The sequence below is a fragment of the Gordonia sp. AC31 genome, from assembly GCF_031844505.1.
In the GTDB taxonomy this organism is placed as follows: Bacteria; Actinomycetota; Actinomycetes; order Mycobacteriales; family Mycobacteriaceae; genus Gordonia; species Gordonia hongkongensis.
Map to the genome: position 1 here is coordinate 1 of NZ_JAUZVK010000034.1, position 25523 is coordinate 25523.

The 25523-nt window shown below is 67.8% G+C and carries 22 protein-coding genes and 1 pseudogene; 6 read left to right on the forward strand and 17 right to left on the reverse strand.

The features are described 5' to 3' along the window. Positions 1-133: 133 nt before the first annotated feature. On the reverse strand, positions 134-547 hold the full coding sequence (locus tag Q9R39_RS22755; RefSeq protein WP_065631983.1) for a hypothetical protein: 414 nt from the start codon (positions 545-547) through the stop codon (positions 134-136). A gap of 128 nt (positions 548-675) precedes the next feature. Between Q9R39_RS22755 and Q9R39_RS22760 the strand changes: the two genes are divergently transcribed. The 3 genes from Q9R39_RS22760 (at position 676) to Q9R39_RS22770 (ending at position 2961) form a co-directional block, all read left to right on the forward strand. Beyond that, positions 676-1605 (forward strand): LLM class F420-dependent oxidoreductase, encoded by a 930-nt coding sequence (locus Q9R39_RS22760; RefSeq protein WP_078112109.1) that lies wholly within the window; start codon positions 676-678, stop codon positions 1603-1605. A gap of 108 nt (positions 1606-1713) precedes the next feature. Continuing rightward, a complete protein-coding gene (locus Q9R39_RS22765; protein WP_078112108.1) occupies positions 1714-2103 on the forward strand; it encodes a hypothetical protein in 390 nt (129 codons plus the stop codon). A gap of 21 nt (positions 2104-2124) precedes the next feature. Beyond that, positions 2125-2961 (forward strand): alpha/beta hydrolase, encoded by an 837-nt coding sequence (locus tag Q9R39_RS22770; protein WP_078112107.1) that lies wholly within the window; start codon positions 2125-2127, stop codon positions 2959-2961. Positions 2962-2976: 15 nt separating this feature from the next. Here Q9R39_RS22770 and Q9R39_RS22775 read toward each other — a convergent pair whose 3' ends face one another. The 5 genes from Q9R39_RS22775 to Q9R39_RS22795 form a co-directional block, all read right to left on the reverse strand. Continuing rightward, positions 2977-3423: a hypothetical protein gene (locus Q9R39_RS22775; RefSeq protein ID WP_078112106.1), complete on the reverse strand. Its 447-nt coding sequence runs from the start codon at positions 3421-3423 to the stop codon at positions 2977-2979. Positions 3424-3533: 110 nt separating this feature from the next. Then, complete coding sequence (locus Q9R39_RS22780; protein WP_078112208.1) at positions 3534-5015, reverse strand: alpha/beta hydrolase family protein; 1482 nt, start codon at positions 5013-5015, stop codon at positions 3534-3536. A gap of 75 nt (positions 5016-5090) precedes the next feature. Then, positions 5091-5900, reverse strand: coding sequence for an alpha/beta fold hydrolase (locus Q9R39_RS22785; protein ID WP_078112207.1), 810 nt, complete (start codon positions 5898-5900; stop codon positions 5091-5093). A 44-nt stretch (positions 5901-5944) separates the two neighbouring features. Then, positions 5945-6877, reverse strand: a complete 933-nt coding sequence (locus Q9R39_RS22790) for an alpha/beta hydrolase family protein (RefSeq protein ID WP_078112206.1) — start codon at positions 6875-6877, stop codon at positions 5945-5947. A gap of 288 nt (positions 6878-7165) precedes the next feature. Beyond that, the gene (locus tag Q9R39_RS22795; protein WP_058250781.1) at positions 7166-8590 is read right to left on the reverse strand and encodes an aldehyde dehydrogenase family protein; all 1425 of its coding nucleotides are present in this window, start codon (positions 8588-8590) and stop codon (positions 7166-7168) included. Between the two features lie 184 nt (positions 8591-8774). Between Q9R39_RS22795 and Q9R39_RS22800 the strand changes: the two genes are divergently transcribed. Continuing rightward, positions 8775-9095, forward strand: coding sequence for a putative quinol monooxygenase (locus tag Q9R39_RS22800; RefSeq protein WP_058250780.1), 321 nt, complete (start codon positions 8775-8777; stop codon positions 9093-9095). A 6-nt stretch (positions 9096-9101) separates the two neighbouring features. On the opposite strand, the gene Q9R39_RS22805 is transcribed toward Q9R39_RS22800, so the two are convergent. The 3 genes from Q9R39_RS22805 to Q9R39_RS22815 all read right to left on the reverse strand — a co-directional run bounded on the left by Q9R39_RS22805 (position 9102) and on the right by Q9R39_RS22815 (position 13263). Next, positions 9102-11465, reverse strand: a complete 2364-nt coding sequence (locus tag Q9R39_RS22805) for an MMPL family transporter (RefSeq protein ID WP_078112104.1) — start codon at positions 11463-11465, stop codon at positions 9102-9104. A 1-nt stretch (position 11466) separates the two neighbouring features. Continuing rightward, complete coding sequence (locus tag Q9R39_RS22810) at positions 11467-12144, reverse strand: TetR family transcriptional regulator (RefSeq protein WP_307814692.1); 678 nt, start codon at positions 12142-12144, stop codon at positions 11467-11469. 105 nt (positions 12145-12249) lie between these two features. Continuing rightward, positions 12250-13263 (reverse strand): LacI family DNA-binding transcriptional regulator, encoded by a 1014-nt coding sequence (locus tag Q9R39_RS22815; RefSeq protein WP_078112102.1) that lies wholly within the window; start codon positions 13261-13263, stop codon positions 12250-12252. Between the two features lie 119 nt (positions 13264-13382). Between Q9R39_RS22815 and Q9R39_RS22820 the strand changes: the two genes are divergently transcribed. Further along, the gene (locus tag Q9R39_RS22820; protein WP_205333259.1) at positions 13383-14840 is read left to right on the forward strand and encodes an MFS transporter; all 1458 of its coding nucleotides are present in this window, start codon (positions 13383-13385) and stop codon (positions 14838-14840) included. A gap of 40 nt (positions 14841-14880) precedes the next feature. On the opposite strand, the gene Q9R39_RS22825 is transcribed toward Q9R39_RS22820, so the two are convergent. From Q9R39_RS22825 to Q9R39_RS22850, 6 genes and pseudogenes are all read right to left on the reverse strand, one after another. Then, the gene (locus tag Q9R39_RS22825) at positions 14881-16116 is read right to left on the reverse strand and encodes an alpha-hydroxy acid oxidase (RefSeq protein ID WP_058250776.1); all 1236 of its coding nucleotides are present in this window, start codon (positions 16114-16116) and stop codon (positions 14881-14883) included. A gap of 20 nt (positions 16117-16136) precedes the next feature. Further along, the gene (locus tag Q9R39_RS22830; protein ID WP_058250775.1) at positions 16137-17624 is read right to left on the reverse strand and encodes a rhamnulokinase family protein; all 1488 of its coding nucleotides are present in this window, start codon (positions 17622-17624) and stop codon (positions 16137-16139) included. Further along, the gene (locus Q9R39_RS22835) at positions 17621-19657 is read right to left on the reverse strand and encodes a bifunctional rhamnulose-1-phosphate aldolase/short-chain dehydrogenase (protein ID WP_058250774.1); all 2037 of its coding nucleotides are present in this window, start codon (positions 19655-19657) and stop codon (positions 17621-17623) included. Before Q9R39_RS22835 ends, Q9R39_RS22830 begins: the two co-directional genes overlap by 4 nt. A gap of 48 nt (positions 19658-19705) precedes the next feature. After that, a complete protein-coding gene (gene rhaI, locus Q9R39_RS22840; RefSeq protein ID WP_058250773.1) occupies positions 19706-20866 on the reverse strand; it encodes an L-rhamnose isomerase in 1161 nt (386 codons plus the stop codon). Positions 20867-20991: 125 nt separating this feature from the next. Beyond that, positions 20992-22365: pseudogene (locus tag Q9R39_RS22845) on the reverse strand (MFS transporter). A gap of 108 nt (positions 22366-22473) precedes the next feature. Then, positions 22474-22821, reverse strand: coding sequence for an L-rhamnose mutarotase (locus Q9R39_RS22850; RefSeq protein ID WP_058250771.1), 348 nt, complete (start codon positions 22819-22821; stop codon positions 22474-22476). A 177-nt stretch (positions 22822-22998) separates the two neighbouring features. Between Q9R39_RS22850 and Q9R39_RS22855 the strand changes: the two genes are divergently transcribed. Continuing rightward, entirely contained in the window at positions 22999-23853 is an 855-nt protein-coding gene (locus Q9R39_RS22855; RefSeq protein ID WP_058250770.1) for an SDR family oxidoreductase, read from the forward strand. On the opposite strand, the gene Q9R39_RS22860 is transcribed toward Q9R39_RS22855, so the two are convergent. Together Q9R39_RS22860 and Q9R39_RS22865 are read right to left on the reverse strand one after the other, a co-directional pair. After that, positions 23850-24068, reverse strand: coding sequence for a hypothetical protein (locus Q9R39_RS22860; protein ID WP_004020299.1), 219 nt, complete (start codon positions 24066-24068; stop codon positions 23850-23852). The two genes, Q9R39_RS22855 and Q9R39_RS22860, sit on opposite strands and share 4 nt — an antisense overlap. A gap of 228 nt (positions 24069-24296) precedes the next feature. Then, on the reverse strand, positions 24297-24992 hold the full coding sequence (locus Q9R39_RS22865) for a hypothetical protein (protein ID WP_139114196.1): 696 nt from the start codon (positions 24990-24992) through the stop codon (positions 24297-24299). Positions 24993-25523 lie beyond the last annotated feature (531 nt).

Genomic DNA, 25523 nt, shown 5'->3' on the forward strand with positions numbered 1-25523 from the left:
CGTCACGAAGGGTCCTGGTGAGTCGGGTTGCGAAGACCCTTCGTGACGCGCCCTCCGCAAGCTCCGGGCGCTCCTCAGGGAGCAGGGGGTTGGTCGCTATCCACGTCGCACCTCAGGCGCCGGTGCGGGACGGTCAGGACAGGCAGCCCTTGAAGGTCTGGAAGTCGCCCGCGAACGCCGGCCCCTTGCAGGTCGGGCCGTTCTTGCCGTCGACGACGACCTCGCCGCCGGGTCCGGCGATACCGATGGCCAGGCCGGGACGGATGCCGTCCATGGTGACCGTCGCTCCGGGACCGAGGGCGATGGCCGCGGGTCCGGCGAAGTTGTCGGCGGTGACGTTGGCTTCGCCGCCGTTGTCGGTGATGGCGAGCGAGAGTCCGGTCGGGCCGGAGTCGGCGCTACACGAGGCCGCAGAGGCGGACTGGCCGGGAAGTGCCGGACATACGGTGGGCGCGGCGCCGGCGGACGGCGCGGCGGCGAGCGATACTGCGGTCGCACCTGCGGCGGCGACGACGAAACCCAGAGCTGTGCGCGTGACTGTCTTCATGTTGGACTCCTTTGTCGAGGAACGGTGTCGTGCGTGGAGCGATTCGGAATGGCCGCCGGGCCGGATGGGGTCCGCTTCGCACGCCGCCTCGCCACCGGTCGTGTGCCCAGCGCGCGTAGGTTGGAAACGTGCAACTGCGAATCTTCACCGAGCCCCAGCAGGGTGCGACCTACGACGATCTGCTCACCGTCGCCAAGGCGACCGAGGACCTGGGCTTCGATGCCTTCTTCCGTTCCGACCATTTCGCCGGAATGGGCGGCGACGGCCTCCCCGGGCCGACCGACGCGTGGATCACGTTGGCGGGCTTGGCGCGCGAGACCTCGCGAATCCGGCTGGGGACGCTCGTCTCGTCGGCCACTTTCCGGCTACCCGGGCCGTTCTCGATCGCAGTCGCCCAGGTCGATCAGATGAGCGGTGGCCGTGTCGAATTGGGAATCGGAACGGGCTGGCACGAGGGTGAGCACGAGGCGTACGGAATCCCGTTCCCGCCGTTGAAGGAGCGGTTCGACCGCCTAGAGGAGAACCTCGAGATCATCACCGGGTTGTGGCAGACCCCGCTGGGCGAGGAGTTCGACTACGAGGGCACGCACTTTCGCCTCTCGAAGTCGCCGGCCCTGCCCAAACCCGTGCAGCATCCGCGCCCGCCGATCATCATCGGAGGCAGTGGCAAGAAGCGGACGCCTGCGCTGGCGGCGCGTTTCGCCGACGAGTTCAATGTCGTGTTCCAACCACTCGACGTCGCCGGGGATCTCATCGGGCGCGTCCGGACGGCGTGCGTCGACGCCGGCCGCGACCCGGAGTCGCTCACCTACTCCGCCGCACTCGTATTGTGTTGCGGCCGAGACGAAGCCGAGTTCCGGCGCCGGGCCGAGGCAATCGGCCGGGAACCGGACGAGCTGCGCGAGAACGGGGCTGCCGGAACCCCGGACGAGGTCGCCGCGAAGATCGCGAGCTACGGCGAGCTGGGCGTCACGCGCATGTATCTGCAGACCCTTGATCTGTCGGATCTCGATCACCTCGAGCTCGTCGCGTCGAAAGTCGCCCCGCAATTGGCGTGACCGCCCCACGACACCCCCGTCCCCTGGGGTGCGGCGAGAGCGGAGTGTCCACGAAGGGTTCACCCGACCCGACACCCGGGCGGACCCCGATGGGCCATAATCCACCTCATGGCCGACAGGGGCGAGCACACATCATCGAGACCGCCGGAACGTCAACGGATCAAGAAGCTGGCGCAGGCCGCGCTCAACGCCGACGTGACCGTCGAGCAACTCGAGGGCATCATCGCCGACATGGGGGAGACCCTCGACGGACTCGGCCCCACCCTGGACGGGCTGAACTCGACGATCGCGAAACTCGACGTGACGCTGGTGCGACTCTCCGGAACCCTCGACCAGGTCGACGCCACCGTCGACCGCATGTCCGACATCGTCGGGCGGCTCGAACGGGTGGTCGGGCGGGTCGAGGCACTCGTCGGTATCGGCGAGGCCGCCTTCCGTCCGCTCGGCGCCCTCGAGTCGGCAGGCAAGTCGGTCGCTGCCCGACTCGGCTGGCACTGAACACCGAAACGAGATCAGGGAATGACACCGGAAGAACACAGTTTTCGCGGCCGGCACGGGCACACCATCGTCTACGACGTCCACCGGCCCGCGGACAGCCCGCGCGGCGTGGTCGTCGTGGTGCACGGACTCGCCGAACACGGACGACGGTATCTGCATGTGGCCCGTCGGCTCGTCGACGACGGTTACCTCGTCGCGATACCGGACCACGTCGGTCACGGCCGCTCGGGTGGCAAGCGACTCCGGTTGCGCCGGTTCGGTGACTTCACCGACGACCTCGACACCGTGCTCGCCCATGTCGCCGACGGCAGCGTCCCGACGTTCCTGATCGGGCACAGCATGGGCGGGTGCATCGCTCTCGACTATGCGCTCGACCACCAGGACAAGCTCGACGGACTGATCCTGTCGGGAGCGGCCGTGCTGCCCGGTGACGACCTGCCCGATCTGGCCGTCCGATTCGCGCCGCTGATCGGCCGGATCGCACCGGGATTGCCCACCACCGAGTTGAGTTCGTCGAGCATCTCCCGGGATCCGGACGTCGTGGCCGCCTACGACGCCGACCCGCTGGTGACGCGCGGCAAGATCCCGGCCGGGCTGGGCGGGGCGATGATCGGCACCATGCGGTCGTTTCCTGAGCGCCTGCCGTCACTGCAACTACCCATCCTGGTGATGCACGGCAGCGAGGACGCGCTCACCGACCCGCGCGGCAGCGAACTCGTCGAGCGGCTCGCCGGGTCGGCGGACAAAACGCTCGTGATCTACGACGACCTGTTCCACGAAATCTTCAACGAACCCGAGCAGGCGGTGGTGCTCGACGCGGTGATCACCTGGCTGCGCGGTCACACCGCGCGCCCGTGACCATCGCGCGACCACTCACGTCAGTCGCACCACTACCCCGGCCAGCAGGACCAGCACGCCGCCGATCTCGCCCACGATGAGCGCGAGCATGAACAGGTAGGTGCCGGGAGTCGGGTCGACGAACTGATTCGTGGTGTCCCGCAGGGCGCCGTGGATGCAATACGCGGCGATCGCCGCGACGAAGAAGACGATCGGGACCGCCGCGGCGATCGCGTTGACGGTCGTCGGGAAGGCGCTGAGCTCGACCAGCGCGGCGAGCACCAGGGTGGCGAACGAGTACATCAGCGCGGCCCGGTGCGCGATGTCGACATACACATGGGCCGTCCGGTCCGGTGAGGTGCGGATGCCGTGGTACTTCCACACGCCCAAGGCGAGTGCCCAGATGAGGATCACACCGGACGCCACGACCACGACGATGGTGTCGACGCCGACGAGGTCGGCGAGATCGGGGTCGGCGGTCATGGCTGAACGCTAGCAGCAGGTGAGTCGACGGGATCGGTCCCTCACACGGTCCGTTCCCGCTCACACCTCTTCCGGTGAGCGGGAACGGAAACCGTGAGCGGGAGAGCCGGTCAGCGGGACGGGACCGGGGTGCTGCTCGAGTTACCGGGTGTGACGGGCCCCGTCGGGGCGAGCTGGGGCACGGTCGGCGTGCTCGTCTCGGAACTGGTGGCCGATTCCGGGACGGAAGCGTCCACCGACTCCGAGCCCGACACCGCGGACGGTGCGAGGTCGGCCGAGGACGACCCGGAGGCCGACGACTCCGCTGCGGACGACTCGGCGGACGAGGAGGCCGACTGAGAGGCGGACTCGGTCTCATCCGAACCACGGGCCGACAGACCCGACAGGTCGAGCGCCGGCGATTCCTCGGCCGCCTTCTTCGCCGCCAGGGTCACCTTCGCGGGGCCGTCGGGATCGGGGCTGCCCGAGGCGGAGACGACGGTCGTCTTCGTGGTCACCGGCGGGTTGTTGCGCAGTGTGGTCAGCACGTGCTCCTTGCCGTCACCGAGCGCACGTCCCCAGTTCTCCCACGTGTGGCCGCCGTAGTTCGGCAACGAGATCACCGATACGCCGGCCTGCTTGGCCTGCAACTGCATGAGCACGGTCGACACCGCGGACAGGATCTCCAGAGCCATCGCACTGAGCTGGTCCTGCGGCGACAGCTTGGCCATCTCCGACGGCGTCAGGAAACCGTTGCCCGAGGAGATGATGAGAACCTGGCCGTTGTCGGCCAGCTGCGTCAGGTTCTTGGACGGGTCGTTGTCGGTCCAGCGGGTGCCGCCCGGCGCGCCCCACATGTTGACGACGCCGTTGACGTAGTTGGACACCATGGTCTGCGTGGCGAACACGCCGAGAGCGCCGATCGGGTTGTCGGTCTGGTAGTAGCCCGACATCGCCTGCACGACCTTGAACTGCTCGGGGTGGCGCTCGGCGAGGGTCACCGCGGGCCCGCCGGACATCGACAGTCCGATGATCGCGTTGTTGTTGCGGGCCACGCCGAACTCACGCTCGAGGTAACCGGGCAGCTCCGAGGTCAGGAAGGTCTCCTGCTTGATGACCGTGTTCTTGTCACCGGCGCCGCCGTCCCAGTCGGTGTAGAACGACGATGCGCCGCCCACCGGCATGACCAGGGTGGTGTCGGCCTTGGCGTCGTAGACCTTGGCGGCCTGCACGTCGGTGGTCCATGCCGAGCGGGTTTCGCTGGCACGCATGCCGTCGAGCAGGTAGACGCCGCTGTCGCTGCCGCTCGAGGCGCGGATCTGCACGATCACGTGCCGTTTCTGCGACTCCGACCAGACCTTGCAGTTCTGGACGTAGTTCCCGGAGGAGTCCCACGTGCAGCCCGGCCGCAGCACTTCGGGATGCCCACGCAGAGCGCTGGCGGTGTTCGACGAGTTGATCAGCGTGCTCGCGCCGAACAGGCCGAGCGTGAGGATCGCGACCACCGAGATGCCGGTGAGGAGTCGGCGACGAGGTGAGGGTCGGCGTGGCGACTCGGGCGTCTGGCCCGCGGGGGTGGAGGGGACGGGCGGTTCGCTGTGCGAGTGCGACATGGAGCTCCTGACATACGCGGCCACCCGACTACACGGTGCCGATGTCAGGGATGTCGTTCGGAGAGTGGACCCGCGTTACCGGGTGAGCGCATTTTTCCGAATGATCTCGGCGGTCTCGTCCGGACGTTCCCACCAGAACATGTGTCCGACGTCGGACCATCGCGCCAGGGTGGCCTGCGGGATGAGGTCGGCGAGCCGCTCGCCCTCGGCGACCGCGATCATCTCGTCGACGTCGCCGTGGATGACCGCCGTCGGCATGTCGAGTGAGCCGATCCGGTCGCGGGTGTCGTGTGCCGCGCAGGCGCCCGCCTGCCACGCGACGACTGCCGACGGAACGCGGCGCTGCCTCGACAGCGAGACGAAATGGTCGAAGGCGCCGGCGCGGGCGATGAACTCGGGAGACAGATTGACCTCGAACGCGATGCGGGCGACGCGGTCGGCGTCGCGCGACGAGATCGCCTCGACGAGGCGGGCGGCGCCAGACGAGCCGGGTGCGCCGATGGCCCCGGGGCCGCCCGCGGTGGTGCAGCCGAGGACGAGACTGCGCACCCGGTCCGGCGAGTTCAGGGCGAGTTCCTGCGCGATCATGCCGCCCATCGACGTGCCCAGCACGTGGGCGGAGTCCCAGCCGAGGCCGTCGAGGATTCCGCGGGCGTCGGCGGCGAGGTCGGCGATGGTGAACGGTCCCTCGGCCCGACTGCTCGTGCCGATGCCGCGATGGTCGTAGGCGGCCACCGAGAAGTGCGGGGTGAGGGCGTCGAGGAGCTCATCGGTCCACATCCCGCGGTGTGCGGACATGCCGCCGATGAGCAGCAGCGGTTCGCCGTCGCCGAACACCTCGGTGTCGAGGACGGGACCGGTATCGGACGCGACGGGGATCTGCATGCGGAGATGGTAGCCACGCGGCTGACCGGATTCCGTGATTCGCCTCAGAGTGCCGGCGAGATCGCCGCCCACATGTTGGGGAGTTCCTTCTCCCAGTAGTACCAATGGTGGGTTCCGACCTCCTGCAACGCGTCGGTGAACGGCAGACCCGCACCGCGCAACAACCCGGCGAACCGGCGCGAACAGTCGCTGGTCGCGATCTCGAACGCCGACGATGCGGCGAGTACCACCTGGTAGAGGCCTTCCTCGGGCGTCACGTTCCGCTTGAGGTCGGCGGGACCGAGCCGGCCCGCACCGGAGTACAGGTACAGGGCCTTGCCGCGGAGACGGTCCAGATGCCGCGCCGGGTCGTGGTCCCGCCATCCGGCCGAACCGACCGGCCCCCAGAGGTTGTCGGCGTTCGCCCCACCCCGGGCGAGGGTGGCCCGCACATACGACTCTCCCTGCGGGGAGGACACCGGAGGACATCCGCTGATCGAGGCCACCGCGCGGTACAGCGCCGGGGCCCGTGACGCGAGCGTGAACGCCGCCTGCCCGCCCATCGAGACGCCCGCGATCCCGCGCGAACCGTTCGACTCGAAGCGGGCGTCGATGAGGGGCGGGAGTTCCCTGGTCAGGAACGTCTCCCACATCGGTTGTCCGACGCGCGGATCGCGACGCTGCCAGTCGGCGTACTGGCTGCCGTACGCACCCGTCGGGAGTACGACGTTCACGTCCTTGTCGGCGAAGAACTCGTCGGCATTGCCGGCTCCGCGCCACCCACTGTCGTTGCCGCGCGAACCCGCCCCGTCCAGGAGGTAGAGCGTCGGCCGGGGTCCGGTCTTCGTTCGTGGCGTGAGGACGAAGAGCTTGATGTTCTTGGCCATCGCCGCCGAGTAGACCCAGACCGCGGCGCGGGTCGGGGACTCCTGCACGATCGAGACCACTCGCGACGCAGCGGGTGCCGCCATTGCGGGCGCGGCGGCCAGACACAGCATCACCAGACATGCGGCACAGACCGCACGAAGAATCACTCGAAGCACCGTTCCCCCATGTGCGCCGCGCGGACGCTCTTCCCCCGAAGAATGTGGATTCGATCGGTAGGCGCCGGGCCGCCGGATCGAAGTCGTTCGGCAAGCGTAGGACGTTCGCGCAGTCCTGTCCGGGCCTTGCGAAATCCTGGGGTACCGCAGTGGGCGCGACTCCGCGGCTCTCGACGAACGACGCCGCCGGGCACATCCGTTGAGGATGCGCCCGGCGTCGACGGGAAAGGGAACGGGCTGTTGTCAGGCCCCGAAACCGAGCAGCGACTTCACTTCGAGGAACTCGTCGAAGGCGTAGTCACTCCACTCGCGGCCGTTGCCGCTCTTCTTGTATCCGCCGAACGGTGCGCTCGGGTCGAGCTGGGCGCCGTTGAGCGAGATCGAACCCGCACGGATCTGCGATCCGATGCGGCGGACCTCGTCGACATCCTTGCCGGAGACGTAGCCGGCGAGGCCGTACTCGGTGTCGTTGGCGACCTTGATCGCTTCGTCGATCGAGTCGTAACCGATGACGACGAGGACCGGGCCGAACACCTCGGTGCGGGCGATCTCCATGTCGTTGGTGACGTTGGTGAACACGGTCGGTTTCACGTAGTAGCCGGTCTCGAGACCCTCGGGGCGCCCGGGACCTCCCACGACCGCGGTCGCGCCGTCGGCGACGGCACGCTCGATGAGACCCTGGATCTTGTCGAACTGCGCCTCGGACACGACCGGGCCGAGCTTCACGTCGGTGGTGGGATCGCCGACGGTGAGCTCGGCGGCGACCCCCTTGGCGATCTCGGCGACCTCGTCGACGCGGCCGGCGGGGACCAGCATGCGGCTCGGGGCGTTGCAGGACTGGCCCGAGTTCATCATCATCGTCGCGATGCCGCCGGCGACGTTCTTCGCGAAGTCGTCGTCGTCGAGGATGATGTTCGGGCTCTTGCCGCCGAGTTCCTGGGCGACGCGCTTGACGGTCGGCGCGGCACTCTTGGCGACCTCGATGCCGGCGCGGGTGGACCCGGTGAACGAGATCATGTCGATGCCCTCGTGGCTCGACAGCGCGGCGCCGACGCCGGGGCCGTCACCGTTGACGAGGTTGAACACGCCTGCGGGTACGCCGGCGGCGTCGAAGATCTCGGCGACGATCGCCGCGCTGAACGGCGCGACCTCGGAGGGCTTGAGGACCATGGTGCAACCGGTGGCGAGTGCCGGGGCGACCTTGCACATGACCTGGTTGAGCGGCCAGTTCCACGGAGTGATGAAGCCGCACACGCCGATCGGCTCCTTGGCGATGCGCGAGCTGCCGCGGTCCTCGACGAACTTGAAGTCGGGGAGTTGCGCGGCGGCGGTCATCAGGTGGCCGAGACCGATCGGCACCTGGGCGGCGTTCGTGAGGCCGACCGGCGAACCCATCTCCTCGGTGACCGCGGCGGCGAGGTCGCCCATGCGGTTCTGGTACTCGGCGATGATCCGGTTGAGGACTTCGAGACGTTCCTCGACGGTCGTCTGTCCCCAGGTGACGAATGCGCGACGGGCGGCGTCGACCGCTGCGTCGACGTCGGCCGCGCTGCCGATGGCGACCTGTCCGGCCGACTTCTCGGTGGCCGGGTTGATGACGTCGATGAGGTTGAGCTCGGCGGGCTCGACCCACTGACCGTCGATGTAGAACTTGGTGATGTCCGGCATGGTGCCTCCGTTGCAGCCTGAAGTGAGGACAATTGTTGTCTGTTTCACACTGTAGGCGCTGCCGCGACCGGGGTCTCGCGAATCCCGGCGTTCCGGGGGCGACACTTTGTGACCGGTTCTGGAACAGCCGTCCCAGTCGCATGCTGCGACGCTCGGCCCGGCCGCGAACGACTAGGGTCGAATCATGATCCTCATCGTCGTGAAGTTCCCCATCAAGCCCGAATTCGCCGACGAGTGGCCCGAGTTGTCCCGCGAGTTCACCGAGGCAACCCGCGCCGAACCGGGTAACATGTGGTTCGACTGGTCGCGATCGCTCGAGGACCCCAACACCTACGTCCTGGTCGAGGCGTTCGACGACGATGCCGCGGAGGCACATGTCACCGCCCCGCACTTCAAGCAGGCCCAGCAGGAACTCCCCAAGTACCTCCAGCGCACACCCGACGTCATCAACACGACGATCGAGGGCGACACCTGGTCCGAACTCGGGGAGTTCCGGGTCGACTGAGCTCTCTCAGCGGCCGGCGCGGACCTCGGAGTCCGTGTCGGCCCCCGCCGGGTCCGCCGGTCGCGCCGCGTCGTCGCCGATGCCGAGCTTCTCGCCCTCGATGTCCACGTCGGGCAGGATGCGGTCGAGCCAGCGCGGGATCCACCACGCCTTGTCGCCGAGGACGGTGAGCACCGCCGGCATCAGGGTCATCCGGACGACGAAGGCGTCCAGGAACACCGCGGCGGCCAGGGCGAAGCCCATCACCATGATGAAGGCCATGTCCTGCAGCATGAATGCGGCGAAGACCGAGATCATGATGGCCGCGGCCGCCGCCACGACGCGGGCGCTGTGGCGATATCCCTCCACCACCGCGGTCTTCGCGTCGGCGCCGTGCACGTACGCTTCCCGCATCCGGGTCACCAGGAACACCTGATAGTCCATGGCGAGTCCGAACACGATGCCCACCAACATGATCGGCAGGAACGACACCAGCGGTTGCGGGTTGTCGACGATCCCCAGGGCGCCGTCGGTGAAGAGGGCGACGGTCACACCGAAGGTCGCGGCGACGCTGAGCAGGAAGCCGAGCGCGGCGGTCAGCGGCACGAGGATCGAGCGGAACACGATGATCAGCAGGATGAAGGCGAGACCCACCACGACCAGGAGGTAGGGGATCAGCGAACTGGACAGGCGGTCGGAGATGTCGAGTTCGATCGCGGTCTGTCCGGTCACCCCGTAGGAGATGCCCGTCGTGCCCTGCACCCGGGACTCCATCTCGCGGAGCGATTCCACGAGTGCGGGCGTCGCCTCGTCGGCCGGCGCGGTCGACGGGATGATGGTGATCTTCGCGGTGTCCTGGGCCTCGTTGAGCCCGCCGGCACCGATCTGCGCCACCTCGACGTTGTCGACGCGACCCAGGTCGTCGACGAGTGAGTCGAAGGCGCGCAGGCGCTCCCCGGTGTCCTGGATCTCGCGACCGTCCGCGACGACGACCAGCGGTCCGTTCACGCCGGGGCCGTAACCCTCGGCGACCATGTCGTAGGCCCGGCGCTGCGTCTCCGACGGCTCGGCGGTCCCGTCGTTGGGTAGCGCGAGCTTGAGCCCGGCCATCGGGATCGCGAGGACGACGAGGATGCCGACGATCGCGACCGTCACGGTGCGCGGCCGGGCCACGATGCGCTGGACCCAGCGCTGGCCGTTGTGCAACCGCTCCGCATCGTGCGGTCCGACATCGGGAGCGTTGAGGCGCGGCACGCGTCCGGCGAACGCCTTGCCGCCGAACAGGCCGAGGATGGCCGGCAGGAGGGTGAGCGCGACCAGCACGGCAGCCACCACGGTGCCCGCGGCGGCGATACCCATCGCGGTGAGGAACGGGATGTTCACGATGGCCAGTGCGGCCAGAGCGATGACGACGGTGCTGCCGGCGAAGACGACCGCCGAACCCGCGGTGCCGACCGCCCGGCCCGCCGCGTCGGCGCGGTTCGCCGACCGATGGATCTCGTGGCGGTAGCGGGACACGATGAACAGCGCGTAGTCGATGCCGACCGCGAGGCCGATCATCGTCGCGAGAATCGGTGTCTCGTTGCTGAGGTCGAAGAAGTGGGTGCCCATCTGCACGCCGAGCATGCCGATCGCGACGCCGACGATCGCGGTGATGATCGGCATGCCCCACGCGACCAGGGAGGCGAAGGTCAGGATGAGGATCAGCGCACCGACCCCGATGCCGATCAGCTCAGAGGTGATCCCGAGCTCGAATTGCTGTGTGGCCGAACCCTTCATCTCGACGGTGAGGCCGGCAGCCCGGGCGTCGTCGGCGATGGCGTCCATCTGTTCGCGCATGGTCTCGGTGACGTCCGAGGATGCCTCGACGTCGAAGGAGGCGCCGAGTTGCGCAACGGTGCCCGTCGCGTTGATCGGCGAAGTGGCCTGCGCGTCGGCGGCGGCCTCGTCCGCACTCTTGCCGAAGGTCTCCCGCTGGAAGGTCGCCGAGAGCTCACGAAGCTGACCGGGGGATTGCTCGGTGCCGTACGAGACGAACGGGTTGGCGATCGAATCGGGGCTTTTCACGTTCTCGACGGTCTTGAGGCCGGCCACCATCGAGTCGATGGCGCTCTGGAACCGGGGCTCGGTCAGCGTCGAACCCTCCGGTGCGCGGACGACATACGTGACACCGATGTCGGAACCGAACGTCGCTTCCCCGGGGAAGCGTTCGATCATCAGGTCCTGGGCGCGCTCCGACGGGATGCCCGGGACCGAGAACGACTCCGAGGTCGGTTTGGCCAGCAGGCTCGCGCCGATGCCCAGCCCGATCAGGACCAGAACCCAGATCGCGATGGTCTTGAGGCGGTTCTCGTACGCCCATCGCCCTAGTCGGTACAGGTGTGTTGCCACGTCAGTGCTCCTCGGGGGATGGTTCGGCGAGACCGTTCTCGGGTCCGTCGGCGTTCAGGGGTCGGATGGGATGTGCCAGTCCGGAGGCCAGCTGGTCGAAGGCGGACTCCAGCACGGTGGCCAGGTCGGCAGCGGTGCCCGGGGTGTCGTCGTGATGGGTCACCCAGAATTCGAGGGCGACGCGGATGGTGGTGATCGCGTTGTGCAGGACGAGGCGCGGATACAGGGTGTGTGCCGGCTGTCCGCGCTGCGCGCACAGTTCGGCGAGACGCGTTTCGACGGTGTCGCCCAGCTCCATGTCGCGGGACCTGGCCGTCAGCCCCGGATCCGTGTCGAGAAGGCGAAGGAGCGCGACGATCTCCGCGGGTTCACCGACGTCGGGCGAGGTGGCGGCCTCGATGAGAGCGGTCCGGACCGAGCAGAAGAAGCTCTCGTCCGTCGGCCGGGCCTCGATCCGTTCCACGATCGTGTCGAACAGCGACGACACGAAGTGCAGCAGCGCATCCTCTTTGCCGCTGAAGTAGTTGTGGAACGTGCGGACCGAGACGTTCGCCTCGGCCGCGACGGCGTCGATCGTCACGTGATCGATGCCGTCGCGGGTGGACAACCGCAGCACGGCGCGGGCGAGCGCCGAGCGGGTCGCTGCCTTCTTCGCCTCGCGGAGTCTGGGGGAGTTCACTTCACCCACGGTACGGAACTTGCAGAAGCCTGCAAACTTGCAGGACTACACAAGATTTAGGAGAGTCCTCACACCGTCTACCCGTCGATGGCGTGCGTCACACCATCAGCCCAGTGTCGACGCGCGGGCGACCAGCTCGGGCTGGAACACCAGGTTCGACGGGACGTGGCGTTCGGCGGGATCGTCGGCCGCGCTCATCAGCAGGTCGACGGCGGTGACTCCGATGCGGGAGGTCGGCTGACGGATCGACGACAACGGGACGACGGCCGAGCGGGCGAAATCGATGTCGTCGTAACCGATGAGCGCGATGTCGTCGGGAACGCGGACGTCGCCGCCGAGCATCGTCAACGCCTGCAGGACCCCGATCGCGAGGAGATCGTTGGCGCAGAACACCGCATCCGGTCGGTCGCGGGGGGCCCTGGTCAGCAGGGCCTTTCCCGCCTCACGTCCGGCGAGCACACTCAGGTTCGCCGTCTGCACGACGTCGAGCGTGGCGCCGTCGACGGCGTCGACCGCCTCCTGCGCGCCCCGCCGGCGGTCCGCGACCTGCCGCAGGCCGGGCGGTCCGCCCACGAAGACGATCCGGCGACGACCGGTCTCGCACAGATGCGACACCGCCAGCCGCCCGCCCGCGATGTCGTCGACCGCGACGGAATCGAAGGGCGAGCCGCCGGCGTCCCGGTCGACGAGGATCACCGGGGTGCCGCGACGGCGCAGCGAGTCGAACCGCCGCAGATCGTCGCCGATCGGCGAGACGAGCAGACCGAACACCCGCTGCTCGTCGAAGGTGTCGAGATAGGCCTGTTCGCGCGATTCGTCGTCGTCGGAGGTCCCGAGCAGCACCGTGAGGTCGTGGTCGCCTGCCCGTTGTTCGGCGGCGCGGGCGATGTCGGTGAAGAAGGGGTTGCCCACGTCGAGCACCACCATGCCGACGCAACGCGATCGGCCCGCACGGAGTTGGCGCGCGGCGTCGTTGCGCACGAAACCCAGCTGGTCGATCGCCGCCTGGACCCGCGCGACGGTCGCGGGCGAGACCTTTCCGGGCGAGTTGAGCACGTTCGAGACCGTGCCCACCGACACCGAGGCCGCCGCCGCGACGTCCCGCATGCTCACACCCATGTGTCCATCTCACCAGATGCGATGCCGGTACCCGCGTTTCGCGGACTCGGGAGGGTCGCCCATCTCGCGAGCTGATTGACTACGAACACCCGCGGTACCCCCTGTAGGAAAGGCGCTTCATGTCGACTCCGGCCAGCCCGTTCTCCGCGGACTACGAACCCGATCCGCGACGCTGGAAGGCGCTCGCGGTGTGCCTGGTGGTCGGTTTCATGACCCTTCTCGACGTCTCGATCGTCAACGTCGCGCTCCCGTCCATCGAATCCGGACTCGGCGCGGACTCGGCCGACCTGTCGTGGGTCGTGTCCGGCTACGCCCTCGCCTTCGGACTCGTCCTGGTCCCGGCCGGCCGGGTCGGGGACGCACGCGGCCGCAAGGTGACCTTCCTCATCGGGCTGTCCCTGTTCGTGCTGGCGTCGGCGGCATGTGGGTTCGCCCAGGGTCCGACGCAACTCGTCGTCTTCCGCCTGATCCAGGGCGTCGCGGGCGGCATTCTCGCGCCGCAGGTCTCCGGGCTCATCCAGCTGCTGTTCCGCGGGGCCGAGCGTGGCCGGGCCTTCGGCATGTTCGCCGCGACCATCGGTATCTCGACCGCGGTCGGGCCGCTGCTCGGTGGGGTCCTCATCCAGCTGGGCGGGTCCGCCGACGGGTGGCGCTGGATCTTTTTCGTGAACGTGCCGATCGGCATCGCGGCCTTCGTCGCCGCGATCCGGTTGATCCCGGCTCGGCCCGAGGAACTCAAACAACCGCTGCGGGGGAGTTTCGACCCGGTGGGCGTTGTGCTCCTGGGCACCGGGGTGTTCGCGCTGATGCTGCCGATGGTCCAGGAGCAGGAGTGGCCCGGCGGGCGGAAATGGCTGCTGCTCGTCGTCGCGGCGGTGCTGATCGGTGCGTTCGTCCTGTGGGAACGCCGGCAGGGCCGCGTCGGCCGCCAGCAACTCGTCGACCTCTCGTTGTTCTCCATGCGGTCGTACACGTTGGGGTGCATCATCGCGATGGTCTACTTCGCCGGGTTCACCACGGTGTTCTTCATCTACACGCTGTTCGTCCAGCAGGGCCTGGGCTACTCGGCACTGCAGGCCGGTCTGGCGGTGACCCCCTTCGCGCTCGGCTCGGCGGTGTCGGCCAGCGTCGGCGGTAACATCGTCAACCGGGTCGGGCGCTCGCTGGTGTTGCTCGGTCTGGGCCTGGTGGTCGTGGGGATGATCGCGACGATCGTCGCCGTCGCGCTCGTGTCTGGTCCCGGTGTCGGGTACGCCGCCGCGCTGCCGCTGCTGGTGGCGGGTATCGGTTCCGGTCTCGTGATCTCGCCCAACCTCACGCTCAGCCTCGACCAGGTGCCGGTGACCAAGGCGGGCATCGCCGGCGGCGTCCTGCAGACCGGTCAGCGCATCGGGGCCGCCGCGGGGATCGCGCTCGTCGGTGCGGTGTTCTTCGCCCAGGTGGCGAACACCGGAGGCGACTGGGCGCGGGCGTTCCAGATCGGGCTGGCGACCGCCGCGGTCCTGGTGCTGATCGCGCTGGTGGTGGGCCTCGTGGATCACTTCGCCCACCGCCGCGAGGACGCGGAGGTCGCGTAGGCGGCCGGTCTGATGCCCACGCGACCTCGGCAGTCGAGCCTCAGGAACGCGCCCGGGGCACCAGCCGCTCGAGCTGGGTCACGTGCGCGGGTGTCAGCTCGTCCAGCGAGGCGACACCGAGCAGCCGCATCGTACGTGCGATCTGCTCGCCGAGGATCTCGATCATCCGGTCCACCCCGGCCTCCCCGCCGGCCATCAGGCCGTACAGGTAGGCCCGGCCGACGAGCGTGAACCGCGCGCCGAGGGCGACCGACGCCACGATGTCGGCACCGCTCATGATGCCGGTGTCGAGCATGACATCGGTGTCCGCGCCGACCTCGCGGGCCACCTCGGGCAGGAGGTGGAACGGGATCGGTGCGCGGTCGAGTTGGCGCCCTCCGTGATTCGACAACACGATGCCGTCGGCGCCGAGGGCCGTGACGGCCTTGGCGTCGTCGACGGTCTGAATGCCCTTGACCACCAGCTTGCCCGGCCACTGCGACTTGATCCACGCCAGATCGTCGAAGGTGACGGTGGGGTCGAACATCGTGTCCAGCAGTTCGGCCACCGTTCCGGACCATCGATCGAGCGAGGCGAACGCCAGGGGCTCGGTGGTGAGGAAGTCGATCCACCACTGCGGGCGCGGGATGGCGTTGAGCACGGTCTTGGCGGTCAGCGCCGGCGGGATCGACATGCCGTTGCGCTTGTCGCGCAGACGAGCCCCGGCGACCGGCACGTCGACGGTCACCAGCAGGGTGTCGTATCCGGCCTTCGCCGCGCGGTCGACCAGGGCCATCGAGCGCTCCCGGTCCTTCCACATGTACAGCTGGAACCAGTTGCGGCCGTGCGGATTCGCATCCCGGACGTCCTCGATCGACGCCGTACCCATCGTCGACAGCGAGAAGGGGATCCCGGCCCGGCCGGCGGCGCGCGCACCAGCGTATTCGCCCTCGGTCTGCATCATCCGGGTGAACCCGGTGGGTGCGATGCCGAACGGCAGTTCCGAACGCCCGCCGAGGATCGTGCACGAGGTGTCGACCTTGGACACGTCACGCAGGATGGCCGGGTGGAACTCGATGTCGGCGAACGCCTGTCGCGCGCGTTCGATGGACAGCTCGGCCTCGGCCGATCCGTCGGTGTAGTCGAAGGCCGCCTTCGGGGTGCGGCGCTTGGCGATCGCGCGCAGGTCCTCGATGGTGAGGGCGGCGTCGAGACGGCGCTTCTTCGCGTCGAACTGGGGCTTCTTGAACTGCATCAGCGGCGCGAGGTCGCGCGGTTTGGGAACTCGACGCTTCATGGGAGAACTGCCTTGCATGGTCATGCCTTTCCTGTCCCCACCGCGGTCCGGGAGCGCGTGCCGCGGGAGTGTCGGGGTGCGTAGTGTTGCGGCGGGAACCTATCGGCGACGATAGACCTCATCGCCTCGAGGTCGCCATCGATCAGGCCGTGGGCGCGGGCGGTGATCAGCACGTTGCCCAGCGCGGTCGCTTCCACCGGACCGGCCTGCACCGGCAGACCCAGCCGGTCGGCGGTGAGTTGGCACAGCAGCCGGTTCTGCGAGCCGCCGCCGACGAGATGGACGGTCTCCACCGTCGTGCCGGACAGTTCGGCCGCTCGCGCCACCCCGTCGGCGAAGGCCGCCGCGAGGCTCTCGACGATCGCGCGCACCATCTCGGCGCGCGTCATCGGCGGACGCATGCCGCGCTCGTCGTACCAGTCGCGAATGCGTCCGGGCATGTCTCCCGGTGGGAGGAACCGGGCGTCGTCGGTGTCGAAGATCTCGACCGTCGCCGGCGCCTCGGCGGCCTGCGCGAGCAGTTCACCGAGATCGGCGCGATACCCTTCGCGCTGGTACTGGCGGACCGTCTCGCTGAGCAGCCACAGGCCCATCACGTTGTGCAGGTAGCGGATACGGCCGTCGGCGCCGACCTCGTTGGTGAAGTTGGCCTTCCACCCGTCGCGGGAGACGACCGGCTGCTCGAGTTCGACGCCGACCAGACCCCAGGTCCCGCACGAGATGTACGCCGACCGCGACGGGTCCATCGGGATGGCGGCGACCGCCGACGCGGTGTCGTGGGACGCGACCGCGGTGACGCGGGTCGACGTCGACAGTCCGAGGCGCTCGGCGACGTCGCCGAGCAACGGGCCCTGGTCGGTGCCGGTCTCCACGAGGTCGGGGAACAAGCCGACGGGCAATCCGAGACGCTCCATCATCGCGGTGTCCCACCGCCCGTTGATGCCGAGCAGTCCGGTGGTCGAGGCGTTGGTGCGTTCGGTGCCGCGCCGGCCCGTGAGCCAGTACGTGATGAGGTCGGGGATCAGCAGGGCGGTGTCGGCCTGATCGAGCAACCCGTCGGCCTTCTCGGTGGCCAATTGGTACACGGTGGTGAACGGCAGGAACTGTAAACCGTTGCGCACGTACAGGTCCGCGGGACCGAGTTCGGCGTGCACGGCGTCCACCCCAGCCGCGCTCCGGGTGTCCCGGTAGTGGTGCGGCAACCCGAGCATGCGGCCCTCCCGCAGGAGCGCGTAGTCCACCGCCCAGGAGTCCACCCCGATCCCGACCAGATCGTCGGACTGCCTGCCCGCCTCGGCGAGGCCGGCCGACGCGGCGCGGAACAGCGCCGGGACTTCCCAGTGCAGAGCGGACCTGCGCCCGTTCCAGATGTGGACCGGGTCGTTGGTGAACCGGGCGACCTGTTCGAGCTCGAGTCGTCCGCGCGAGACGTCGGCCAGCATGACCCGGCCGCTGGTCGCGCCCAGGTCGATCGCGGCGACCTGGGCGGACCGGGTGGATCGGCTCATCGCAGGAACGCGGCGGCGACGCCCGCGTCCACCGGCACGTGCAGGCCGGTGGTGTGCGAGAAGTCGGACGTGCAGAGTGCGAACGCGGCGTTGGCGATGTTCTCCGGCAGCACCTCGCGCTTGAGCAGGGTGCGCTGCGCGTAGAACTTGCCGAGATCCTTCTCCTCGACGCCGTAGACGGCAGCGCGCTTGGCGCCCCAGCCGCCGGCGAAGATCCCCGAACCACGCACCACGCCATCGGGATTGATGCCGTTGACCTTGACCCCGTGCTCGCCGAGCTCGGCGGCCAGGAGACGGACCTGATGGGCCTGGTCGGCCTTCGTCGCCGAGTAGGCGATGTTGTTCGGCCCGGCGAAGACCGAGTTCTTCGACGAGATGTACAGGATGTCGCCGCCGAGCTTCTGATCGATGAGGGCGCGTGCGGCGGCCTTGCTCACCAGGAACGAACCGCGGGCCATCACGTCGTGCTGGAGGTCCCAGTCGGCGGCGGTGGTGTCCAGCAACGACTTCGACAGCGACAGGCCGGCGTTGTTCACGACGAGGTCGATGCCGCCGAAGGCGAGCACCGTTGCGTCGATCGCGGACTGTACGGCCGCTTCGTCGGTGACGTCGGCGGCCACCCCGATGGCGACATCGGTCGAACCGATCTCCTCGGCGGCCGCCCGTGCCTTCTCGGCGTCGAGGTCGGCGATCACCACGCATGCACCTTCGGCGGCCAGACGCGTCGCGATGGCCTTGCCGATGCCGGATGCCGCCCCGGTGACCAGGGCGATGCGGGTCGCGAGCGGCTTGGGCTTCGGCATGCGGGCGAGCTTGGCCTCCTCGAGCAACCAGTACTCGATCCGGAACTTCTCCGACTCGTCGATCGGTGCGTAGGTCGAGATGGCCTCGGCGCCGCGCATCACGTTGATGGCGTTCAGGTAGAACTCGCCGGCGACACGTGCGGTCTGCTTGTCCTTGCCGAAGCTGAACATTCCGACGCCCGGGATCAGCACGATGGCCGGGTCGGCGCCGCGCATCGCGGGGCTGTCCGCGGTGGCGTGACGGTCGTAGTACGCGCGGTAGTCCTCGCGGTAGGCCTCGTGCAGTGCCGTGAGGCGCTCCTTGCACTCCTCGACGCTCGCGTCGGCCGGGAGGTCGAGGACCAGCGGCTTGACCTTGGTGCGCAGGAAGTGGTCCGGGCAACTGGTGCCGAGTGCGGCCAGGCGCGGATGCTCCTCTGCCGCCAGGAATTCGAGGACCGGGTCGACGTCGGTGAAGTGACCGACCTGCGGCTTGTCCATCGAGGCGAGGCCGCGGATGAACGCGGCGAGCGCCGCGGCCTTGGCCCGGCGTTCCTCGGCGGGCAATGCGCCGTAGCCGTCGATCGGGCCGCCGAAGGGTTGCGGCCGACCGTTGGCGGCGATGTACTCCTCGGCGGTGCGGATGATCTCCAGCGAATGTGCCTGCGCCTCATCGGAGGTGTCGCCCCAGGCGGTGATCCCGTGGCCGCCGAGGATGCAACCGATGGCCTGCGGGTTGTCCTTCTTGATCGCCGAGATGTCCAGCCCGAGCTGGAAACCCGGACGACGCCACGGCACCCACACGACGCGGTCACCGAAGATCTTGTGCGTCAAGACCTCGCCGTCGGCCGCGGTCGCGATGGCGATACCGGAGTCCGGGTGCAGGTGGTCGACGTGCGCGGCGTCGACGAGGCCGTGCATCGCGGTGTCGATCGACGGTGCGGCACCGCCCTTTCCGTGCAGGCAGTAATCGAAGGCGGCGACCATCTCGTCCTCACGGTCGAGGCCGGGATAGACGTCGACGAGCGCACGCATGCGATCGAGCCGGAGCACGGCCAGGCCCTTCTCGGTGAGGGTGCCGAGATCACCGCCGGAGCCCTTCACCCAGAGCAGTTCGACGTCTTCACCGGTGACCGGGTCGGTGTCGGAGCCCTTGGCGGAGGTGTTGCCGCCGGCGTAGTTGGTGTTCTTCGGATCCGATCCGAGTCGGTTGGACCGCTCGATGAGGGCGGCGACTGCGGGATTGGTCATTAGGGGTGATCTCCTCGGGAGTTCAGGGAACTGGGGCTGGGGGAGGGCTCAGGCGCCCCAGGACGACTGGGTACCGCCGACACGCTCGGCGACGATGCGCTCGTGGTATCCGGAGTCGACGTATGCGGCCATCGGGTCTGCGGGCAGGCCGCGACGGACACGACGCTCGGCGAGCATCGGACGGACGTCGGTGTAGAACGCGTCCATCACGATCGCGTTCGCGCCCAACACGTCTCCGGCGGCCTGTGCCTCGGTCAGCGCATCGGTGTCGACGAGTAGTGCGCGGGCCGTCATCTCCTCGACGTTCAGCACCGAACGGAGCTGGCCGGGGATCTTCTCCTCGACGTTGTGGCATTGATCGAGCATGAGAGCGACCGGCGACCCGGCGTCGAGCCCGCCGCCGCGGATCACCTCGAACAGGATCCGGAAGAGCTGGAACGGATCCGCGGCACCGACGATGAGGTCGTCATCGGCGTAGAAGCGCGAGTTGAAGTCGAAGGAACCCAGCTTTCCGAGGCGAAGCAGCTGCGCGACGATGAACTCGATGTTGGTTCCCGGCGCGTGATGGCCGGTGTCGAGGCAGACCATCGCCCGCTCGCCGAGCGCGGTCACATGGGCGTAGGAGGTGCCCCAGTCGGGGACGTCGGTGACATACGTCGCGGGCTCGAAGAACTTGTACTCCAACACGAGTCGCTGGTCGTCGCCGATGTGCTGGTAGATGGTCGCGAGCGACTCGGCGAGCCGGTCCTGGCGTCCGCGGATGTCGCCCTGTCCGGGGTAGTTGGTGCCGTCGGCCAGCCAGATCTTCAAATCGCGCGAACCGGTCGCGTTCATCACCTCGATGCAGGCGAGGTGATGGTCGATGGCCATCTGCCGCACCGTCTTGTCGGTGTGGGTCAGGCTGCCGAACTTGTAGGCGTCGTCCTGGAAGGTGTTGGAGTTGACGGTGCCCAGGCCGACGCCGAGATCCTTCGCGTAAGCGGCCAGGGCGGTGTAGTCGTCGACGGTGTCCCACGGGACGTGCAGGGCGACGGTGGGTGCCAGCCCGGTCAGCTCGTCGACCTTCGCGGCGTCGGCGATCTTCTCGTGGATGGTGCGGGGGGTGCCCGGGGTGCCGAACACCTTGAACCGGGTGCCGGAGTTGCCGAACGCCCAGGAGGGGAGCTCGATCTCGAGGTTGTCGAGGATCGTCTCGTCAAAGGTGGCCATGAAATTTCTTTCGGTTGGGATTCCCCGCCGCCGGCGTCGGGGTCAGCCGGCGGCGGGGAGGTCTGAGTGGAACATTCGAACTGGTGGAACGTTTCAATCGCGCACCGCGCGATCAGGCCGTGGTGTTAGGCCGGGGCCCGGTGTCCCGACTCCGCGGCCGGGTTGGTGCCCGGGGTCGGGTGCGCGGCGGATGCCGGTGTCTCGATGAGCTCGGGTGACAGCGGAGCGCCGTAGCGCTCGACCTCGATCTGCTGCAGCGTCTTGCCCTGGGTGTCCGGAGCCGCGATGGCGCCGATGATCAGCGCGACGGTGAGCAGTGCGACCAGCAGGATGCCGACCGTGGTGAGTCCGGTCGCCGCGAGCATGGTGGGGAAGAAGTAGCTCAACAGACCGGTTGCGGTGCGGACGGCGAAGAACATGACGCCCTGGGCGCTGGCCCGATAGGGCGTCGCGAACATCTCGCTGGCCCAGAGGCTGTAGAACGCCTGCGCGCCGATGCCCGAGGAGATACCCCACAGGACCGCGAAGACGAGCATCGTGGCGACACCGCTGTCGGTGAAGGCGACCAGCACGATCCAGGCGACGATGCCCAATGCGGCGCCGAAGACGTACAGGGCGCGCTGGGAGACCCGATCGGCATACCGCATGAAGCCGAAGTAGGTCGCGAGGACGGTGCATCCCCAGACCAGCACCTGCAGCAGGTTCTGCTGGACCGCGCTTTCGACGCCCGCGGTCTCGTAGACACGCGGCATGAAGATGCCGGCCTGTCCGGCCACGGTGTTCCAGAAGAGGTAGATGCCACCGAGCAGGAGCAGTGCGGTGATGTTGACCTTCTAGGAGAACAGGCCCTTGATTCCGCGGGCGCCGACGGAAGCGGTGAGCTCACGGGTCTCGTTGACTGCCTCGTCGGACCAGATCTTGGACTCCGCGAGCCCTTGGCGAATCCACCAGACGACCGCGGCGACGACGAAGAGGTGCAGGAAGATGATCCGCGAACCGAGCAGGCCCATCGGGGCGAGCGCGGCCGCCAGTGCGAAGCCGATCAGGGGTCCGACCGACCAGGCCAGCTGGGCGGTTCCGACGTGTTTGGCGCGTTCGACCGATGGCGCCTCTTCGGCGATGTAGGTCCAGGACGCGGGTACGCCCGCGCCGACCGCGAGGCCCGTGATGATGAACGCCGCCAGCAGTATGGTGAAGTTGAGCGCGAAGGCGGCGAGCAACACGCCGGCCATATAGACCAGCAGGTCGTAGGTGTAGATCGCCTTGCGGCCGTAGCGGTCGCACAGCGGTCCGCCGATGGCGGCGCCGACCGCCGTGCCGAACGCGTTGGCGCTCAGTGCCGCCAGCAGGCCGACGGCGAAGTTGCTGATGCCGAACTCGTCCTGCCAGAAGGTCAGGCTGGTGGCGATCGCGATGATCGAGCCGGCTTCGATGTAGTTCGACATGGCAACCGAGATGATCGCCCGCCAGCCGGTGGTGGAGCGCGCTCCTACTTTCATGGGATTCCTAGCGTCGGAGATCAGTAGAGAGGGTCGGGATCGGAGGGGTCAAGCCGGGTTCGCTGATGTCGGTGTGCCCGTCAGTACGCGTCGTGTGTTCGATGTCGGTCAGTCGAGGTGGAAGTACTCGAGGAGTTCGGTACGGATGGTGTCGGGATTGGCGCAGTCGGCGTCTCCGCCGGTGGCCGGGAGGAAGTACTCGGACATGTGCGCCTGCCACCGGGCGTTGACGTCCGTTGCCTCCATGGCGGCGGCGGTCGTCGCGAAGTCGTCGGTCTCGAGGTAACCCACGACCATGCCGTCGTCCTTGCGGAGGAACAACGAGTAGTTGCGCCATCCGGTCTCGCGCAGGGCGTCGAGCATCTCCGGCCACACCTCCGTGTGGGCGTCGAGGTAGTCCTCGACGCGCTCCGGGCGGAGCTGGAGCACGAAGCAGACGCGCTGGGTATCGGGCATGGCTGCTCCTGACAAACGACGTGATGGGAAACGCAGACCGTCGAGAGAGGATCAACCCGGCGAATTAAAACGTTTCAATTTGTGATGGCAGCAACACTAAGAGCGGCCTGTGAGGATGTCAAGACCCGGTTCGCACAAAGCGCACCCCGCCGGAACGGGATCGGTCATGCTCTGTTCGTGCTGGAATTCGGGAAGACGCGCGGAGCAGATGTCGGGGGCAGGATCGCGATCGTGACCGGGGGCGGGTCCGGTATCGGGGCCGCGCTCACGCGCGCGCTGGTGACCCGGGGAGCCCACGTCACCTGCGCGGACATCGCCCTACCCGCGGCGCAGCGGGTGACGGACTCCTTGTCCGGTGGGCCGGGCACCGCACGGGCGGTGCAACTGGATGTGACGGATGCTGCCGCTGTGCAGCGGGTGGTCGACGAGGTCGTCGCCGAGTGGGGGCGCCTGGATCTGATGTTCAACAACGCAGGGATCACCTGGGGTGGTCCGACCGAGATGCTGACGCCGGAACAATGGGACGCGATCATCGACGTCAACATCCGGGGCGTCGTGCACGGGGTCGCGGCCGCGTACCCGGTGATGATCGAGCAGCGTTCCGGACACATCGTCAACACGGCGTCGATGGCCGGGCTCGTCGCCGCCGGACTGATCACGAGCTACGTGATGACCAAACATGCGGTCGTGGGGCTGTCGCTCGCACTACGGACCGAGGCTGCGGGCCGCGGGGTGAACGTGCTGGCGGTGTGTCCCTCGGCAGTGGAGACCCCGATCCTGGACAAGGGATCGGTCGGCGGATTCGTCGGTCGCTCTTATTATCTGGCGAGTCAGGGTTCGTCGACCGCGTACGACGCCGACCGCCTTGCCCGGGACACGCTCGCCGCCATCGAGCGGAATCAACCACTGCTGGTCGTCCCGCGTCGATCCCGGATCACCTGGCGCGTCCAGCGATTGGCGCCCGGCCTCACGAATCGGCTTGCCGCGCAATTCATCGATCGGCAACGCGCGGAGTTGCGGCCGGAGGGTTAACCGCCGGCGGTGCTGCTCAGGATGGCGATGATGACACCTGCCACGGTCAGTACACCGACGACCCAGGCCATCGTGATCGCGACCCGTCTGCGTCCGAACCGGGCCGCGTTGATTGCGATCCCGAGGCACACCAGGACCGCGATCGAGTACACCGAGATACCGAGGGTGAGCAGGGCGACGGAGGAGTCGGCGAGCAGGACAACCCGAGTGGACATGACACCGAGTACATCATCAGCGGGCTCGGGGGATGCACGCGGATCGAGACAGCCCAGTGGCGTGCCGGCTTTCCGTGACACTTCGTCTCGTGCTTTCGACGCAACGCGTTTGCAACGACGCAGGTAGCGGGATCAGGCGCAGAGGTCTGGCGGTGTTCTTGACGTGCTCCCGCGCAATTGGGATGTCGCCGTTGCGCACTGCGGAGTGAGTCGGGATGGGCGATCTGGCTATCGGTTCGGAACAAGCTCCCAACGACCTTGCTCCCAGGTGTAAGAATCCCTGATCCCTGAGTAATCGAAGGGCAGGGTGACAAAATCCTCGCCATTGTCGCGCCTCAGGTCATAGCGCACAGTTTTGCCGTTGACGATGAAGCGCAGCCGCAGGAACCACATGGTGGGTCGACTGGTGGTGTACGCGTGTACTCGGAAGACTTCGGTCGAACCTTGTGGTATTTCGAAGCGAAATGGCACGCGTGGGGCACTTGGGTCGTCACCGCGATGGCATACAAGTGTTTCGTCATCGAGTGACACGAGGAGATAGTTACCCTCTAATGGCCCGCCCGCGGGCGGAGGGAGAATCGCTATGCCATCGACACTGCCGAAGCCGGGCCGCAAGACGGGTTTACCGCCCGTCAGGGCAACGGTCGCATTTTGAGCTTGTACTTCGAACTCGAACACGGTGTGCCCCAGCTCGATTCCCCTGTTCTCATTGATCCAATCAAAGGGCTTACTGTAGCTGGTCCGAGAACCTAGATCCCGCAGCTCGGTCAACTCGTCCGGCGTCCCTACGGGGAAGAAGAAGCGTTTGACCCTCATGTCACCGAAGGTGTCATAGTCCTCGTCGACGCTAACTGTGACTCGGGATCGACGCAGATAGGCCTGCGCCGCTTGTCCTGCCAATGCCGCTCCTGCTACCGGGTCCATTCACATATCCTCTCACTCCCGGCGTTTCTGCCGAGCCAAAATGTTGGCGTCCGAGTTCGGGTTGCGCCGACACTCGGCGACTGCGGGCCAGGCGTAGGTGTCGTCCGCCGCACGATTTTCCCTGCGGTAGCGGGCGGCCGCGAAAGGCGAACGGCATCGCTAAGCCTGCGCCACACGTTCGCGGAGATGCAACTTATGGAGGGGAGCACTTCATGTGGTCAGCCGGTGGATGGGTCGCAGCACCTTCACCCCACACACTCGACGCCTACGGTGACTGGATTCCTGAGGAAGGCGGCGGCGCACTGAACGATTTGCCCGATCCCTCCCAGCTGATTCCGCATGAGGCCCCCGAGTCGTCGGATGACGTTCCTCTATTCGGACGGTGAAGGTAAATGGGCGTAGTTGCTCGCGTACGTCAAGACACGTGGCGCGAGTAAAATGTAGGGCGGAACCGGAACCTTCCGTGTGAACCCTAGACCGGACTGCAACGCGTAAAGACCCTCTTTTCCTTCGAAACGGTCGACAAGGTCT